The following is a 16,796-nucleotide window of genomic DNA, read 5'->3' as shown; positions in this document are numbered from 1 at the left end:
GCCAGGAAATTTTATTGTCGGGGCGACAAGAACTAATCCCATTGAAAGTCGCTAATTTTGCGGCTTTTTTGTTTTATCGGTACAAGAGAGTTCTTATCCAGAGTCGAGGACAAGAACATGAGACAATTACCGATTAGATGAGGATCTAACTAGATTTTTCCTGCCGTTTCATTAAGCTAATGAGCAGGATAATCCAATATTTTTATGGAATATAAAAATAAATGGTATGAGGGGGGCGCACATGCTTTTTCACTTCAGTGAAGACGATAGAATCAATATATTTGTACCGAAAGAGAAGCAAAATCGTCCGGATTTTCCTGCGGTAGTTTGGGCACTTGATGAAGAGCACGAGTTTACGTACTATTTCCCTAGGGATTGTCCCCGAATTGTGTGTAGAAAAGATGAGGCGACAACAGACCAACATTTACAACTCTTCTTTAATAATTCAATTGCCAATACCATAATTACAGTAGAAAGTGACTGGTATTCGAGGATATCAAAGCAAAGCATATTTCGATATCGTTTTGACGATGAGGGTTTTGAGCTTTTTGATAAAACAGCTGGCTACTACATTTCTCGTCAAGTAGTGAAACCCAAATCAGTTGAAAAATATGAAAATTTGTTGGAGAGATTATTCCAAAAAGGAATTGAATTAAGAATCACATCAAATTTATATCCGCTTAAGGAAGCAATATTAGCTTCCGACTTCACAGGATATGGGATACATAGATTTAATAACGCAAAAAGACTCTAAATTAAGCTTACTGCGAAACGTTAGTTTAACAAAGACAAGAAGGCAGCCGGTCAATTGATCAGCTGCCTTAATTATGCTAACGGGCAGTTTTATAGAAATTTTGTGACTCTAAAGTATTGCTTTAAATTCAATGTAAGTTATTCCTCATCAAGAATTATTAAGATACGCTTGCATGCGAATAATGAGATTGTGCAGCTGAGTCATGATTTAATGAAATTTTTAAATCAAAATGATGTCAAATCGGAAATACATCTTCAGTAATTTTTTTGTTAAAAGTATTATGGTGAGGTTTATTTTATTTTCCATTAAATTCTTCAATTCACAGAACAATAAGCGGATGCCCGCATAAACGGAGTTACAAAACTAAACTTGCTGCAGGCATTAATCTAACGGACTGTTTATTGGCGGATCGGCATTCCTTGTCATGCGAAAGCATAAAAAGAACTACTGAAATCCGCTTAATCGTCATATCGACGGTTTAGCGGATTTTGTGCAAAGATGAATTAAATCAACTTATACATAGCAACCGCACCTCTAAATCGATAGACTCTAGTTGAGGTTGTTGTGATGAAGGACGGCCAGCTCATACGAAGGGGTGTAACGAATGAACGAAATCATAAAGAAGAAGCTGCTGGACAAAAATGAACTGCTGATCAACATGGTGATCGAACGCGCAAGAAGAGATTTTCAAGACGATATCGCAATTATTGGGCTTACGGGTTCGTTTAGCACCGGGGACTTTCACGAAAAGAGCGATCTTGATTTAATTATCATAAATAATACAGAAAAGGGATGGGGAATATCCGATTGCTTCATCTTAGATGACGTTGGCTATGACATCTATTGCACTCCATGGGATACAAGAATACACGCACAATCCATCTTAGAGAGTCCCAACGTGTCGAGCCTAACCGAGCTCAAAATTCTCTATTATGCAAAGTCTGAGGATTTGGAGAAATTGAACGACTTTAGGCAAAAAGCTCTTGATGCGCTTGCGGAGCCGATAGGAGAAGCGTGTCTTAATCGAGCAAAAAAATGGATCGATCTGGCTAAGCAAGCATACAGCGATACGATGCTGGGTGATCATATCGGTTCAGTGAGACATGCATCTGCCGGCGTTCTGTACAATCTGGTCAATGCCTTGGTTAGCATGAATAACACGTGCATCAAACGAGGTGTCAAGCGATATTTAGAAGAAATACGCTCGTATCGCCATGTTCCAGATGACCTCGAATCCTTATACATGTCTGTCATCGAAGCTCATACCATTGAAGATATCCGAATTGCCTCTTTTAATATGTTGAACAGCGTTACGAGGTTACATAGCAAGATGTGTGATAACTTCATTGTTAAACCCGCTCCGACTTTTGATAATCTGAAGGGAACTTACGAAGAATTGTGGTGCAACTACCGCAATAAAATCTTGAACAGTGTTAAAACGAACGATGCCTCCTATGCCTTTCTTTCGGCCTTTGGAGCACAAGGATATCTTGATGAAATGGCTGCGGAGAAAGGAACCAAGAAATTTGATCTCATGCAATACTTTGATGCAAGTGATTTATCAGTAATGAAAGAGAAGTTCCTTGAAATGATGGATGAATATGTAGACGAATATGGTAAGGTCGGTAGAGAAGTCGAACGTTTTACAACCTTCGAGCAATTATATGACCATTATATCAATCATTGATCTTATATCTCTCAAATCCCAGTTCGTAATAAGTCCGGCGGAAACGCTCCGATACCGGTGAGTGATGCATCGGTTCTTTTTTAGCTTTATTCATCACTGCATGAGTGTACTATCTTTGATCATGCTTGACACGATTAACCTTTTTATCTAAGGTCCATATAAATATCAGGCGCATTCCCGTTATTTAAGTACTCGTCCATTTTTTTCGATATTGATGCGGCGTGATTCCCATTTGCGACTTAAACAATTTGCAAAAATAAGAGCTATTCGTTAATCCGATCTCCTCTGCAATAAGCGAGATCGGTTTTTTTGTAGTCGCTAGGAGCTGTATGGATTGATGAATCCTTCGGGCTGCTATGTATTCCGTGATGCTGATCCCTGTCGCTTCTTTAAAGAGATGTGACAAATGGTAGGGAGATAGATGCAGCGACTTCGCCATGTCGTCCAATCGGAAAGGAATCGTATAATTCGTCTCAATCCAGGTTAAGATGTGCTCCACCCGATGATTTTTACGGGTTTGGTAAGTTGAACTCCGTACTTTCCGCTTATCCCAGATTGGTTTCAAGGAGCGAAAAAGTGCGACAAGAAACAGCGAAATTTCTTCATATTTTTCCGTGTCGGACAGCGTCGGGAATCGATCGTTCATGCTCTTGTATGCACCTTCCAGATACGGGTCGTCGACCTCGTATAAACAAGGGAAAGGAAGATTGCCTAGATAAATAAAATTGTAAAATTCATGAAGAGCGGGCCACTGTTTAAAATAAGCCTCAAACACCGTCGGTTCAAAAATCGCAATCGAACGTTCGAAACATTGATGATCGTCGTATTCAAGCTTTAGGTGGTGGAGTTGACAGGGCTGAAATATACAAAGCATGCCCGGCTTAATCTCATAGCTGTTGTTGTTAACGATCATGGTTCCCCTTCCTTGATGAATGAACAACACCTCAAGGCCAAGATGGGAATGGAAAGTCTCTTTATGCTCGTAATTTTCGCTTTTACGTCTATAGGCAAAGTACAAGGGAGAGATACTGTAGTTGCTTGCAACGAATGACAACTTGTTTGCCTCCTTCTTCCTCGTCTTCGTACATGCATTGAATATACCATACAATCCGCAATCTAGCGTTATTTTTCCCTCATAGCAAAACACATTTACAAGTTTGCACCGGATATAATTTTTATATAAAAAATAAAGTTGGGAGGTAAAAAATAACGTATGTTAAAGGTTGCGATTATAGGTACGGGTGCAATTTCGCCCAGTCATATCGAAGCATATCTGCAGTTTAAGGACCGCTGTAAAATTGTTGCCTTATGCGATCTTTACCCAGAGAAGGCTGAAGTAAGGCGGGAGCAGTACGGACTGGAGGCTAAGATCGCACACGATTATAAGGAACTGCTTCAAGACGGAATCGATCTCGTGTCCATTTGTATGCCTCCGTACGTTCATGCGCAGGTTGCGGTCGATTTCCTGTACGCAGGAAGCCATGTCATTGTTGAGAAACCTATGGCAGCGTCGCTTAAGGAATGTGATGACATGATCGAAGCGGCACGGAATAACGGCAAGGTGTTGTCCGTGATTGCCCAGAATCGATTCAGAAATCCGATTATGAAGCTGAAACAAGTGCTGGATAGCGGTCTGGCCGGCAAGATTCTGCACGCCCAAGTGGATTCTTTTTGGTGGCGGGGCCATAGTTATTACGACTTATGGTGGCGCGGCACTTGGGAGAAAGAGGGGGGAGGCCCTACGCTGAATCATGCCGTACATCATATCGACGGATTGCTGTGGATGCTTGGTCGTCCTAGCCACGTACAAGCCTACATGGCTAATGTCGCGCATGACAATGCCGAGGTTGAGGATTTATCCATCGCGATGATGAAATATCCGAATGGAGCTTTGGGACAACTTACCAGTTCGGTCGTCCACCACGGAGAAGAACAGCAATACATCTTCCAAGGACAGTATGCACGGATTTCTGCCCCGTGGCGGGTAACGGCTTCCACTTCCTTGCCGAACGGATTCCCTGAACGCGATTTGGAACTGGAAGAAAAAATCCAGAAATACTATGACGAATTGCCGGATTTGCCGTACGAAGGTCATACTGGTCAGATCGACAATGTGCTGAGCGCGATCGAGCATGGAACGCCGGTGCTCATCGACGGAGAAGACGGCCGCAGCACATTGGAGTTGATCATGAGCATCTACCAATCCGCAAGCATGGGAGAGAACGTGCAACTCCCGCTACAAAAGAATGATCCCTTCTATACGCAAGAGGGTGCTCAACAAAACGTTCCTTATTTTTACCAAAAGGGCAAGAGCATTGAGAATTTTGAGGATGGGAAGATCACGACAGGAAGCAATTATGGCGAAAAAAAATGATATGGGTGGAGGCTTATGATTATGCAGAAAAGCGACGGAATGAACTATGCCCCGAAGGGGAAGCCCAGTCCGGTGGTGATACCGGGCGAATTTATCATCGCCGCTGTTGCGCTCGAACCGCTTTTATGGCGGCAGAACTGTGTCTGAAAGCGCAGCAGAAAGTTATGCGGATAACGTAGTGTGTTTACAGGATTTCTCTACTATGTGATGGAATGCACATTTACTCATTTCAATTCAATATACAATTTGACATGCTGTCATACCCGTACATAGCCATGCATATATATCCCCGAGAATGTAGGTATGGGAGGCGGGGCAATGGACGGTAACAAAGCTAACAATCAGGCAAACGATCGAAGCTGGCAAAGAGGCCATGCTCAATCACAATGGAATGCTATGCAGTCGCCGGAACACCATTCACAAACGGTGGGGGAACGGGGACCGATTCTTGAACAGGACAGCATGCTGCATGAAACACTTGAAACCTTTGTCCACGAAAAGATATTAGAGCGTCCGGTCCACGTGAAGGGGTTTGGTGCCATGGGTTATTTTGAAACCCTTCACTCGATGGCCGCTTATACGAAACTGTGCTTCTTGCAGCAGCCGGGACAACGGGTACCCGTTACAGTTCGTTTCTCACTTGCGGTCAGCAACAAAGGGACACCCGATACATCCCGCAACGTGCGTGGATTCTCGACGAAATTTTATACCGAGCATGGCGTATTCGACCTGCTCTGTAATCATATCCCCGTGTTCCTCGTACGAGACCCGATCCGGTTCCCTGAGTCAATTCATGCTTTCCTGCCATCACCAGTTAACAATCTCATCGATCCGAATCGATTCTGGGGTTTCATTGCTACAGCGCCAGAGGCAACCCATTTCGTTGTACGTCTGTACTCGGACGAAGGGACGGTCAAGAGCTTCAGCCATACGCCAGGACACAGTGTTAACACCTATGTTTGGAAAAATGCACAGAACGACCGCTTCTACGTCAAATATCGCTGGATTCCGTTGGCTGGAGAGCAATATATCGATGCGCAAGAAGCAGCTCGTTTGGCTTGCGAGAACCCGGATTATTCGGGTAAAGATCTGTATGACACGATTGCCAAAGGCACACCGGTCCAATACGGGCTGTATGTGCAGTTGATGAACCCAGAGGATGAGGCGATGCTGTCGTTCGATCCGCTGGATGACACGAAAGTGTGGGATGTGCATCAATTCCCTCTGCTGCCAGTTGGTCGACTCGTATTGGATACGAACCCTACTGATTATCAGGAGCAGATCGAGAAGTTGGCATTCTCCCCGTCAAATCTTCTGGATGGTGCCGAGCTGTCCGATGATAAAATGCTGCAAGGTCGAAGCAATATTTATTGGGATTCACAGCGGCATCGCCTTGGAACGGATTTCCGCAAAATTCCGATTAACCATCAAGCAAACTGGTCACCGACTGAACAGGTAACGAGCGGAGCAGGGCGCTATGTAGCTGGCCGGCTCGTTCGATCCGATATTCCGAAGGCCGATAATTTCACGCAAGCGGGACAATTCTACCAATCGCTCACACAAGTTCAGCAGGATCATCTTGTTCAGAACCTCGCTGATGACTTATCGGCGGTTTCTCATGAGATTCAGAGGGTTGTGTTAGGCTATTTATTCCAGGCAGATGCAACATTAGCCGATAGGGTAGCACGTCAGATCGCCGCACCGAAGAAGGGATGATTCACGCAATTACAAAAGGAGAATGCGGTCAACCAATCCATTCGGTTGGCCTTTTTTTAATGATAGCTATAGGTATATGGTGCCAAAAAAAGAAATCATGTCGAGGGACAAGAACATGGTCCCATAGAAAGTCGCTAAAATAGCGGCTTTTTTGTTTTATCGGTACAAGAACATGAGCCGATTAGCGATTAGATAAGCATCTAACTATGTATTCCAAACAAATTCATTAATCTAACTGGCAGTTTTGCGTAATGGGTGGTCATTATTATCAGGCAGATGGGGAATGTTTCCTTTATAATATTAGGTGACACTCCATTGCACTAACGGGACATGTTAGTGCAATTTAACACAAGCAGATCAAGATAAGCGATTAGCTGTTTTTTATCCGCAATTTAATCCAATTGTTCAGTGAATATTTAACTAGGTTTAAGAAGTTAAAAGGATAAGGGTGAATGATGTGCCAATAGGGTAAAGCCAGAGAAGAGAAGGAGATGGTGGAGGGATTCAAATGATAAACATAATTGAAGAGCTTAAGAAGATGTCCCAAAAAAGAGGGTATGAAAATAAAGACGATTTTCAACAGCTGCTGGAAAGATGTAAGGATATAACGTTGTCAAATGAAGATGTTGAATTTTTAATAGAACTGTATTTTAAGGCTAAAAATTTGTACATTCGCAACACAATATTGAAAGCACTTGTGTTCTGTGAAGATATTGATTTAAAGGAATTCTTCTTAAAAGCGTTTAAAAAAGAGCGCTACCTAGATATGAGATTGACTGCAATTCGAGGCTATGCAAAGTATGCAACTGAGAAAGAAGTAGAGAAACTGATGACTAAATTCATAGAAATTCTGATGAAGCGTCCTGAAAGCACGCCTTATAACTATCAAGAATATGAACTGCTTCGTTCTGCTTTTGGGCTGCCGTATCTAGTAAATCAATATGGATATGCTTGTTTTGTCCAGGCATATGAGCAGGAAGAAAAACAATATAATGCCATGCCAGATGCTTTCAAAGGACATTTTACTTTAAATGAAAGAGGGGATATTGTTCAGCTTCGCTCATTAGGAGAAAGCAAGAAGACGCTTGATGATTTTTGGAGCAGAGGTAATTGAAGTTTGAAAGGAAGTGACACTAATGATAAAACAACAACTGTTATTTAAATTCAACAGCTTCTCAGCAAATGAAGTTTTGACAGCATGGGAAAACGCGGATAAATCAAAAGATGTAATACTATTAGAATCCGCCCATTCGGATTGGTCAATAGAAGTAGACGGTATCCAAAATATCTCTCATCAAATGTTTGAACACTTTCTATCTAAAATGGATGTATTTGATAATGGAGTGCAGCTTTATTGTAAAGAGGTCTATGAAAACAGTAATTTTAAAATAGAGCATTTTATCGTGTCATTGCAGTGGATTTCATTACATGAAAACTCTATTACACTGGGATATTGGGGAGATTATGTAAACGTAGAGTTAAGATCCATCATAGAGTGTGACAATGGCCTCTGGAAGCAGAAAGACATCTATTATCAATAGTAGCACGATGCTTATATCAACGTGATCTGCTGCCTTCTTGTTCAACAAATGGACAGTGAGACCCTGGTATATTAACGGGAGGTTTACTGTGAAAATAAGGATTAAACATGCGATGCTTTTGGCAGTTAGTATTGTTTGGGTTGTTATCTTAGTCGGGTGTGGCAACGACAATGAGTTAACGATTGATCAAGTGGACGTTATGGCCAAGGTAATGGCGGACGGGGACTTATATGTGGAAGAGCTATTCACTTACACAGTACAAGGAGAGTATGAAAGAATTCCTAGATATATGGATAATTTCGGGGGAGCGAATATTGAATTTTTTGAAGCTTATGTACCACCGAATGACCGAGAGCTCGGTAATCTTGGATATGTTAATTTGGAGCGTTATCCGGTCTATTTAAGAACTAAATCGGGTTCTTATTACATCGAATTACAAGCTAAAGATGAAACGAGGCAGATTTATTATCGCTATAGGCTTGATCGAGAAGCTGTGAAATATGACGATCCTGGAGAGCTGGATTGGACCGTACTCAAAGATAACAGGTTTGATCATCACAACGTAACCGTTAGGGTATATACAGAACAGCCTGCAATAGAAAATTTATCTGGATTTGCCTACGATCGCTCAAGAGGCAGCTTGACAGAAGTAAACAATCGTTGGATCAGGTACGAAAACACGCTATTACCTGAAGGGGATAGTGCGAGGCTGAAGTTGTATTTCCCCCCAGAGATGCTGACGGAGAAGGAAACAGAAGAGACCTCAGCCTCACTCTCGGAACGACTGTTAGCTGAACAGAAGCTTCAGCAAAGATTCGAAAAGCGTGAACATTTACTGAAAGCGGGTCAACATATCAGCCGCTGGCTGACCTATGCAGCCATAGCAGGTATCGTTTATTATTCCCTTTCACTGCGTAGGATTTCATCCTGGTGGAGGGGTAGGCGGATCAGCTTCGAAGATATCGCAGCGATGGATCCAATCGATATGATTTACCTTTTCCGGAAGGGAAAGCTCCGGCTTGCAGATGGGCTGGCCGGTGTATTTTCGCTGCGCCGTAAAGGCATGGTGAGTGTTTCCTTAGTGCCATCAGCTATGCGATTCCAGGAAGATTCGAGAGCGCCGAAGAGGCTTCCCGAGTTTACATTCAAGGGTAATCGTACAGCCCTGAAAAAACCAGACCGTTACTTGCTTGGTTGGCTGTCTCACGGTACGACTGTCCTGAACCTGGATAAATTTTCTGGCCCTACGAAAACAGAGCGCAGGAATAAAGCGACTAAAGGTAAATACATAAAGCGCATGAGAAGTCTTAAAAAGGGACTAAGCCGCTGGCAGGAACTTGTGGAGACTGAGAATAGCAAAGGGATCATGTACAAGGAATACGCGGCGAGAAAAGTCATCATACCTGCTCTAGCTCTCATACATTTGGCTTTGCTCATCTATCTGTACATTGCAGACGTAACAGCTTGGGGTTGGGTTGGAATATTGGCCATTATTTTGGGCGGCGGACTCATATTGGCTTCTTATCGCTGGCGCCTCAAAAGATACATCATCGTCTTTTTGGTCGTTTGCTTTTTCGTGGCAGCTCCAATTTTGTATGATCCTCTGGTAGACGAATACTTGAACTTCGTAATTCTTTCGTTTTTACTTGTTGGGTTTTTACCCCGAGGAGCATTAGATCGGCGTTCGGCAGCTTTCCGAAGCGCTATAAAGCGGTATCGACGAAAGCTGGCTAGAGGCGGACATGACTTAGGAAGGGCTGGTAAAGACCTCAAATGGCTGGAAAAGATGAGGGAAGATGCGCTATTACTTGGTGTAGGAGAACGTTTTATGAGAAATGTAAGCAAAGAAAACCCGGATTTTACTTTCTCAGAGGCTTCTTCTCTGTTTAATAACGATGTGGATACCGCTATCGATTATGTCTTTAATCGTTCTTGGAAGGGAATACCTGGGGGGACAACTTCCGGGAGAACTTGGAGCAGTAATAGTGACAGTGGAGCAGACGGTGGGAGCTCATACGACTACAGTAGTGACAGGGGCAATGATGGAGGTTCGGGAGATGGCGGAGGGGGAGGAGATTGACTAAGTTAGTAAAAATTGTCGGTGACAAAAACATAGTAGCATTAGAAGCCGCTGATTATGCGGCTTTTTATATTTAGGTTATCAAGTTCTTGTCAAAATGCAATGACAAGAACATTGTTACATTCCCGATTTGATTTCATCGAGGCAGCAGACGTCTTTTTATTAAGTTAAGGGGGAAGGGCGTGTCATATGACATTTTGACACTGTTGTACATAACAACGAGTGCAGTAGGATACAGAAGAGAGTTCTGGGAACTAGAATATATCTCATCAAACCAAATCACAAAGTATTTAAGGAGAAGATTTTATGAAAAAGAAAATGGGTATCGCAATTGCTGCTTCGATGTTCACACTGGCTGGTTTTACAGGAAATATTCATGCAACTTCGAAAGTAGGTGCTTCTCTTATAGCTCCCTACAACTCAAATCAAAAAGCCGAGCAGATAAAATGGTTAGAAAAGCATGCCATGCCATTAAAGTCAACGGATCCAACAGCATCTCTTCAGGATTTAAGACCGCTTAAGGATATGATCGGATCAGCTACAATTGTTGGTTTAGGCGAAGCGACGCATGGAGCTCACGAAGTTTTTACCATGAAGCATCGCATTGTTAATTATTTGACAGCTGAAATGGGCTTTAAGGCCTTAGTGTTAGAAGAGGGATGGGACAGAGCATTGGGACTCGATCGCTATGTTCTTACGGGTAAAGGGGACCCAAGCCAATATCTAAGTCCTGTATTTAACACGAAAGAAATCATAGATCTGCTTCAATGGATACGCCAATATAATGCTGATCCAAAGCATAAATCCAAAATACGGATCATCGGGATGGATATCCAGACCGTGAACGAGAGTGTTTATAACAATATCCTAGCGTATGTAAAGAAATACGATCCGAAACTTGTCACTCGCTTCGAACAAAAGATGAAAGGCCTTATTCCTGTAACCAAGGATTTAGATACCTTTGGCGGTCTTAAGAAAGAAACGAAAGCACGGTATGTTTCAGATGCGAAACAAATCAGCGCTTTATTAGAGCAAAATAAACATAAACTGAATGGAAAATCCCCAGAGTTCGCATGGATCAAACAAAATGCCCGTATTATCGAGCAATTTACGACAATGACAGCCGCATATCCTGATAACCTGGGAGACTTTTATTTGAAGCACGATATTGCCATGTATGAGAATGCGAAATGGACAGAAGAACATATAGGAAAAACAATCGTGTGGGGCCATAATGGGCACGTTTCGAAAACAAACCTGATCCCTTTCGTATACCCTAAAGTAGCTGGGCAGCATTTAGCAGAACATTATGGAAAACGGTATGTAACCATTGGAACATCTGTTTTCGAGGGACGTTACAATGTTTATAACACCAGCCAACAATTCGGGCCCTATGGAATCTTAAAATTAGATGACCCGAATAGTTTCAACCACACCTTTGGACAAGTAAAATACGACCAGTTCTTTGTTGATTTACGTAAGGCAAGCGGAGTGACTAAAACTTGGCTAAACGAGCAACATCCCATTTTTGCCGGAGTAACAACGGTAGGTCCAGATATCCCAACAACTGTTGAAGTATCATTAGGTAAAACATTTGACATCATCGTTCAAATTCAGAAAGTGAAGCCATCTCAACTGAATCAATAAAATCTTAATTATGTATGCTTAAAAGTCGCTTAGTTGCGGCTTTTTTGTTTTTAACGATTTATGTTTTTGTCAAATGGCGTCAGGGATCCATCTGGTCTAAATGCCTTATATATAAAATTATGCGCACTGTAGGAGGAACGTCTGGAGTATATGGCTCCATGATATGGACTGCTGATTTGGCATAGTGCTTAATTACTTTTTCCCTTGTAAGATAGTAAGAGAATACTTGGGGATTGTACATATTAAATTTGGTTGAAAGGCGACTTTAAGGAAAGTCAAGTTATGGTGGGTAAGACTCGGATTATTCTGGTCAATTGAAATCTCGAAATAATAATTCAAATAATGAACGTAACGAGAAATACTCAGAAATACTCTTAGGGCTAGTTGTAGAGTAAGTAAATTCTACAACCTAATAGACGAAGGGAGACGTTGTTAATGTAGCTGTATCTGAAGCGTATGGTGCTGGTAAGCGTAGCGTAATAGCATCGTATAAGAAAAGACATAATGAGTTGCGGTTTGTACCTGTATTACTGGCACGCAGGGACCATTCTGAGTTTGAACAATTCTACTGTGCAGTTGGTCATGACCGTAGCTCACGCTCCGTTCATTTTATGTCATATGACATTTTGACACTGGCAGATTTGACATCAAGAGCAGTAGGATACGTTTACTACTTGCAAAGGATGTGAGCTCTTTGATGGCAAGAACCGTCGCCTGTTTTGTTCAAAACGGCTATTTCCTGCTGTTTACTTTCGTCACTGGATTGTTTTACTTCTGCTTTTATCTGGTTGCCATTATTCTGGGTTTGAGTCTTGCGTTTACTGTCGTGGGCGTTCCTCTCCTGGCTAACGTTTTGCGAACGACAACTGCCTTCCTGCAATTCGAACGAGTACAAACCAAGATCTATATGGATATCACCACCGAGCCTTGTGTTAAAGCTGTCACCCCGAAAGTGTCCAACTGGCTCCAAGCGAAAAAGGAGTTGCTGAACCGACGCAACTGGATCGCTATTGGCTGGCTGATGTTGAAGTTTCCGGTAGGGATTTTAAGTCTGGTCAGTGCGGCCTTACTCTATGTGGCGCCGCCTGTATTGATTGCGGTCCCTTTCCTCTATCCGTTTATCAGCCTTTCCATTATGGGTGCGACGGTAGACACGTTTGCCAAAGCTATAATGGTATCGGCCACAGGGGTCGTACTGATGATGGTGAGCTGCTGGCTTGCGGACCGTATGGCGCGCTGGATTGGCGGCTACACGCGTCTAATGATCAAGCATGTGAACTAATAGACGAATGCCCCGCTTAGCCTCGTAGGTCGTCGGAGGATAGTTTACTCTATAGCAGTTTACTTTATAATAGTTACGTAATGTCATACTGAAAGTCTTTAGGGGATGATGGTTTTGTTCGATATGGTCAAGCAATGGTACTGGTACGACTGGCTCATGTTTATAATCCGCCTGATATCCAGCATTTCTCTCGTGTTTACGACAATAAGTCTGCAACAATATTTCACGCTGCCGATTGTAGTCCTTGTCCTATGGCAGCTGATTGCTTTTTCCGTTCCATGGCTTTGCTTGCAGCTCGATTATAAATACTACCTATTTACCGAAATTGTGATCTCGGGTGGGCTGTGTTTGTATTTGGCTTCATTTTTTCCCCAAGCCTACTTAGCATTCCTGCTGTATGCTTTTTTCATTGCTGCTCACAGCGCCCATAGAACCTATCTCTGGTCAGGGCCTGTAACCATCTTGCTCCTGCCCGCCATAATCAAGCAGCTTGCAGAGCAGAGTGAATACTGGGTCATGGCCGTTCACATCGGGCTGGCGTATATCTTCGGATTCTCCTTCCATTTACTCGTGCTCAATCATCGTCAAGGCGAAACGATTCGCGAGCAAAATGCGGTGTTGGAGCAGTACCTGTCCCAAATCGAGCGTATCACGCTTGCCGAAGAACGGAGCCGGCTGTCCAAAGAGCTTCATGATACCGTCGGTCATGCCTACACTTCGCTCATTATGGGATTGGAAACGTTGCGTCCTCAGATGGCAACGGATACGGGAACCGAAAGTCTCGATTCCCTATTGAACCTGGCCCGCCAAAATATGGAGGAGGTCAGAGGTTACGTGCATCAAATCGAATCGCCGCATGAGACTCTCCCGCTGCTTCAGTCTTTGAGGAAGCTGGCGGAGGAGTTTCAGGAACATGCCAAGGTGCCGGTTACTTTCCATGCCTACGGGGAGGAATACCCTGTAATGAAGCAAGCGAAGACAGCGCTCTACCGCTGCCTGCAAGAGTCGTTGACGAATGCCGTGCGCCATGGACACTCGACAGAGATTAAGGTTTCCGTGCATTTCGAGCCCCAGCAAACGAGACTGGAAATTCAAGATAACGGCCGCGGGATGGAGCATGGAAGGGAGGGCTTTGGCCTCAGCGCCATGAAGGAACGGGCGATGATTTTGCAAGGCCATGTGGCCGTTTATACGGAGCGGGGAGAAGGCACTCTCGTTACCTGCACGCTACCCAGACAAACGGAGCTTAAGGATGAAGTCATCCGCCTGTTGGTCGTCGATGACCACCCCGTTATTCGTGAAAGCTTGCGGACTTTGCTGGAAGAGCAGCAGGATTTTCAGGTTGTCGGGACGGCAGAGGATGGCGAGCAAGCGATCGAGCTGTGCAGGCAAGTTAGGCCGCAGCTGGTGCTTATGGATGTTGAAATGCCGAATTTGGATGGAATCTCCGCATCCCGTACGATTAAAGAATCGTGGCCCCACATCCGGATTCTGATTCTCACCACGTTCGAGGATACCAAACAGGCTCTGGAGGCAATGCGAAGCGGAGTGGATGGATACCTATTGAAGTCCATGCAGCCGTTAGAGCTGGCTGAAACGATTCGCACCGTCCACCGCGGGGGCACGCTGATCGATCAGGGCATGTCGCACAAATTATTTGCCCAACTGGAAGCGGACAATAGCCGTGATGATCCTTCGTCAATCAAAGCGTCATCGGCCTATGATTTAACGCCGCGGGAGCTTGAAATTTTACAGTTCGTGTCCGAAGGGCTGCGATATAAAAGCATTGCTTCCAAATTGTATTTATCCGACGGTACGGTTCGAAACTATGCGTCATCGGTTTATATGAAGCTGGGGGTTCGCAACCGGGAGGAAGCGGTGCAAAAAGCCAGGGAGGCTGGGCTTCTGGAATAACCCCAAGTTATGTAACCTGGTGGCGGGTGGCGATCATAGGGAGTGATTTATGCCTTATGATCGTCACCCGTCATTTCAATTTTTAATGGCCATTTTTTACTTTAACATGAGCCGATAAGCGATTAGCTAAATATCTAACTGCTTTCCATACAATTTCATTAAGCTAACGGGCAGGATAGTTCCAATATGTGGTATTATCTATTTATTAACTTAATGACCGCGTTACTCTTATATCAGTACGGATGGGGGCGTGAAACATTAAACAGAAAAATTTTGTTGGATTGTTCGCATCAATATTTCTCATTCTCTATGGTATATGGAAACTAAATCATTTTTTCGAACCAAAAGTTGGTCCAGTAGGTAACGGTCTTAGTGATACTGATGTGAAAATAGTGTGGATATTGTTTGGGATATCAATGATTTTAGGTGTTGGTGGAGTGATCTATTTTTCTTATTCTATTTTTAAAAGAAATGATTAATTAAGCAAACGGGAGAGGATAGTTGAAATAAAGAAGAGAAGAGGTTTTAGTGATGAAGAAATTGGTATTATTTTCTTTTGCTGTTCTATGTTCTTCGCTTTTGTTACTTCCAACCAATGAGGCAGCCGCAGCAGTACAAAGTCCAAAAGGAACACAAGTTGTTGTGAATAATCATGACTTAGATTCAAAAGATATTCTCATAATGAACAATCAGGTATTTTTTAGTCTGACTTCACTCAAAGGTTTAGATGGCTTAACGTTTGCCTGGAATAATACTACTAAGCAAGCGACAGTGAAGGGGGGCGACATAAACTTGCAGTTGACTATGAATAATAAAGTAGCACAAAAAAATGGATCTCCAGTTTCATTAAGTACTGCTCCATTTATTCAAAACGGTAAAACAATGATTCCCTTACGTTTTGTTGCAGAAGCGTTGGACGGTTCAGTAACTTGGAATTAAAAGACCCAAACGGCGTTTGTTTCAAAACCAAGCACGAAACTGCTGACCGACGTTAAGAGTAGTGCATTAAGCACGGCCAGAAATGCTGCAATCAATCTTCCTAGAGTATCACAGCTCACGGAGGACTTTGAACCAATTATGGAAGCATCCAGTCTTCAATATTATTTTCCGGAAAACACCCATGACCGATTCATCGAGGTCAATAATAATGTAATCCGCTATTATAAAATTACGAAGAACACAGCTTACCTTAAGTGGCAAGCTTTCATTAGCGAAAAGACCACTACGCAAGATAACCTTTATTTCATAAACCGCGCCTTTATAAAAGAGAACGGTGCCCTGCCGAATTTTAAAGATACGACATTCGCCAACTTTCGTTGGATGCCTCATATCACTTCTACTGGATATGGTTTAATCACTAAGGAGAATTGGAATGACGTTGTTTTTAAGCAAGCCGAACTGCCTCAAGTTAATTTGAAGGAAAACTATATTATTGTTGACATTCCAGAAGAAAAATAATTAGAAGTTGTCATAAAGAGGAGTTTGCAGTTGACGCAATTATTATCGTAACGCCGCATGTCGGTATCGGTCCTTTTCGGCTAGGGATGCGCAGGGAAGAGGTGGAGCGGACTTTCCAAGCTTTGGGCCATTGGAGAGCTAATCATCGTATACCCGGAAATCCTAGCTATATAGAAATGCTGTTTAAACGCGAACATTTCAATACGATGACAATAGTCGGGTGAAGTTCATTCAACTGATAATCCGCAATACGCGGATAACATCTGCATTCCCTGCCTGTTTCAAGGTGCAATTTCATTAAGCTAACGGGCAGGATAGTGGAACGGTTTAAGAATTTTGAAAA

The 16,796-nt window shown here is 43.1% G+C and carries 14 protein-coding genes and 1 pseudogene; 14 read left to right on the top strand and 1 reads right to left on the bottom strand.

Features of this window, described 5'->3' with window-relative positions:
- The first annotated feature begins 241 nt into the window (after positions 1-241).
- Both GYMC10_RS15940 and GYMC10_RS15935 read left to right on the top strand, forming a co-directional pair.
- Positions 242-754 carry a DUF6886 family protein gene (locus GYMC10_RS15940; protein ID WP_015735450.1) on the top strand — a complete coding sequence of 171 codons (513 nt, stop codon included), beginning with the start codon at positions 242-244 and terminating at the stop codon, positions 752-754.
- 604 nt (positions 755-1,358) lie between these two features.
- The gene (locus GYMC10_RS15935; RefSeq protein ID WP_015735448.1) at positions 1,359-2,441 is read left to right on the top strand and encodes a nucleotidyltransferase domain-containing protein; all 1,083 of its coding nucleotides are present in this window, start codon (positions 1,359-1,361) and stop codon (positions 2,439-2,441) included.
- Positions 2,442-2,625: 184 nt separating this feature from the next.
- On the opposite strand, the gene GYMC10_RS15930 is transcribed toward GYMC10_RS15935, so the two are convergent.
- On the bottom strand, positions 2,626-3,495 hold the full coding sequence (locus GYMC10_RS15930; protein ID WP_015735447.1) for an AraC family transcriptional regulator: 870 nt from the start codon (positions 3,493-3,495) through the stop codon (positions 2,626-2,628).
- Positions 3,496-3,654: 159 nt separating this feature from the next.
- Between GYMC10_RS15930 and GYMC10_RS15925 the strand changes: the two genes are divergently transcribed.
- From GYMC10_RS15925 to GYMC10_RS33010, 12 genes and pseudogenes are all read left to right on the top strand, one after another.
- Positions 3,655-4,815 (top strand): Gfo/Idh/MocA family protein, encoded by a 1,161-nt coding sequence (locus GYMC10_RS15925; protein WP_015735446.1) that lies wholly within the window; start codon positions 3,655-3,657, stop codon positions 4,813-4,815.
- Positions 4,816-4,836: 21 nt separating this feature from the next.
- The gene (locus tag GYMC10_RS33020; protein WP_015735445.1) at positions 4,837-4,962 is read left to right on the top strand and encodes a hypothetical protein; all 126 of its coding nucleotides are present in this window, start codon (positions 4,837-4,839) and stop codon (positions 4,960-4,962) included.
- A 171-nt stretch (positions 4,963-5,133) separates the two neighbouring features.
- Positions 5,134-6,531, top strand: coding sequence for a catalase (locus tag GYMC10_RS15920; RefSeq protein WP_015735444.1), 1,398 nt, complete (start codon positions 5,134-5,136; stop codon positions 6,529-6,531).
- A gap of 508 nt (positions 6,532-7,039) precedes the next feature.
- Entirely contained in the window at positions 7,040-7,645 is a 606-nt protein-coding gene (locus GYMC10_RS15915) for a hypothetical protein (protein ID WP_009593856.1), read from the top strand.
- A 22-nt stretch (positions 7,646-7,667) separates the two neighbouring features.
- A complete protein-coding gene (locus tag GYMC10_RS15910) occupies positions 7,668-8,072 on the top strand; it encodes a hypothetical protein (protein WP_015735443.1) in 405 nt (134 codons plus the stop codon).
- Between the two features lie 88 nt (positions 8,073-8,160).
- A complete protein-coding gene (locus GYMC10_RS15905; RefSeq protein WP_015735442.1) occupies positions 8,161-10,152 on the top strand; it encodes a DUF2207 domain-containing protein in 1,992 nt (663 codons plus the stop codon).
- 306 nt (positions 10,153-10,458) lie between these two features.
- The gene (locus tag GYMC10_RS15900) at positions 10,459-11,799 is read left to right on the top strand and encodes an erythromycin esterase family protein (protein WP_015735441.1); all 1,341 of its coding nucleotides are present in this window, start codon (positions 10,459-10,461) and stop codon (positions 11,797-11,799) included.
- Between the two features lie 434 nt (positions 11,800-12,233).
- Positions 12,234-12,488: pseudogene (locus GYMC10_RS33305) on the top strand (hypothetical protein); the annotation flags it as partial.
- Positions 12,489-12,496: 8 nt separating this feature from the next.
- Positions 12,497-13,081, top strand: a complete 585-nt coding sequence (locus tag GYMC10_RS15895; RefSeq protein WP_015735440.1) for a sensor domain-containing protein — start codon at positions 12,497-12,499, stop codon at positions 13,079-13,081.
- Positions 13,082-13,204: 123 nt separating this feature from the next.
- Positions 13,205-14,995, top strand: coding sequence for a hybrid sensor histidine kinase/response regulator transcription factor (locus GYMC10_RS15890; protein ID WP_041622193.1), 1,791 nt, complete (start codon positions 13,205-13,207; stop codon positions 14,993-14,995).
- A 531-nt stretch (positions 14,996-15,526) separates the two neighbouring features.
- Positions 15,527-15,934, top strand: a complete 408-nt coding sequence (locus tag GYMC10_RS33015) for a copper amine oxidase N-terminal domain-containing protein (protein ID WP_015735438.1) — start codon at positions 15,527-15,529, stop codon at positions 15,932-15,934.
- Positions 15,935-16,072: 138 nt separating this feature from the next.
- Positions 16,073-16,453 (top strand): hypothetical protein, encoded by a 381-nt coding sequence (locus GYMC10_RS33010; protein ID WP_015735437.1) that lies wholly within the window; start codon positions 16,073-16,075, stop codon positions 16,451-16,453.
- Positions 16,454-16,796: the final 343 nt, after the last annotated feature.

The organism is Paenibacillus sp. Y412MC10 (genome assembly GCF_000024685.1).
GTDB classification, from domain to species: Bacteria; Bacillota; Bacilli; order Paenibacillales; family Paenibacillaceae; genus Paenibacillus_AQ; species Paenibacillus_AQ lautus_A.
Note: the sequence above shows the minus strand (reverse complement) of the source record. Positions and strands in the feature narration are given on the sequence as shown.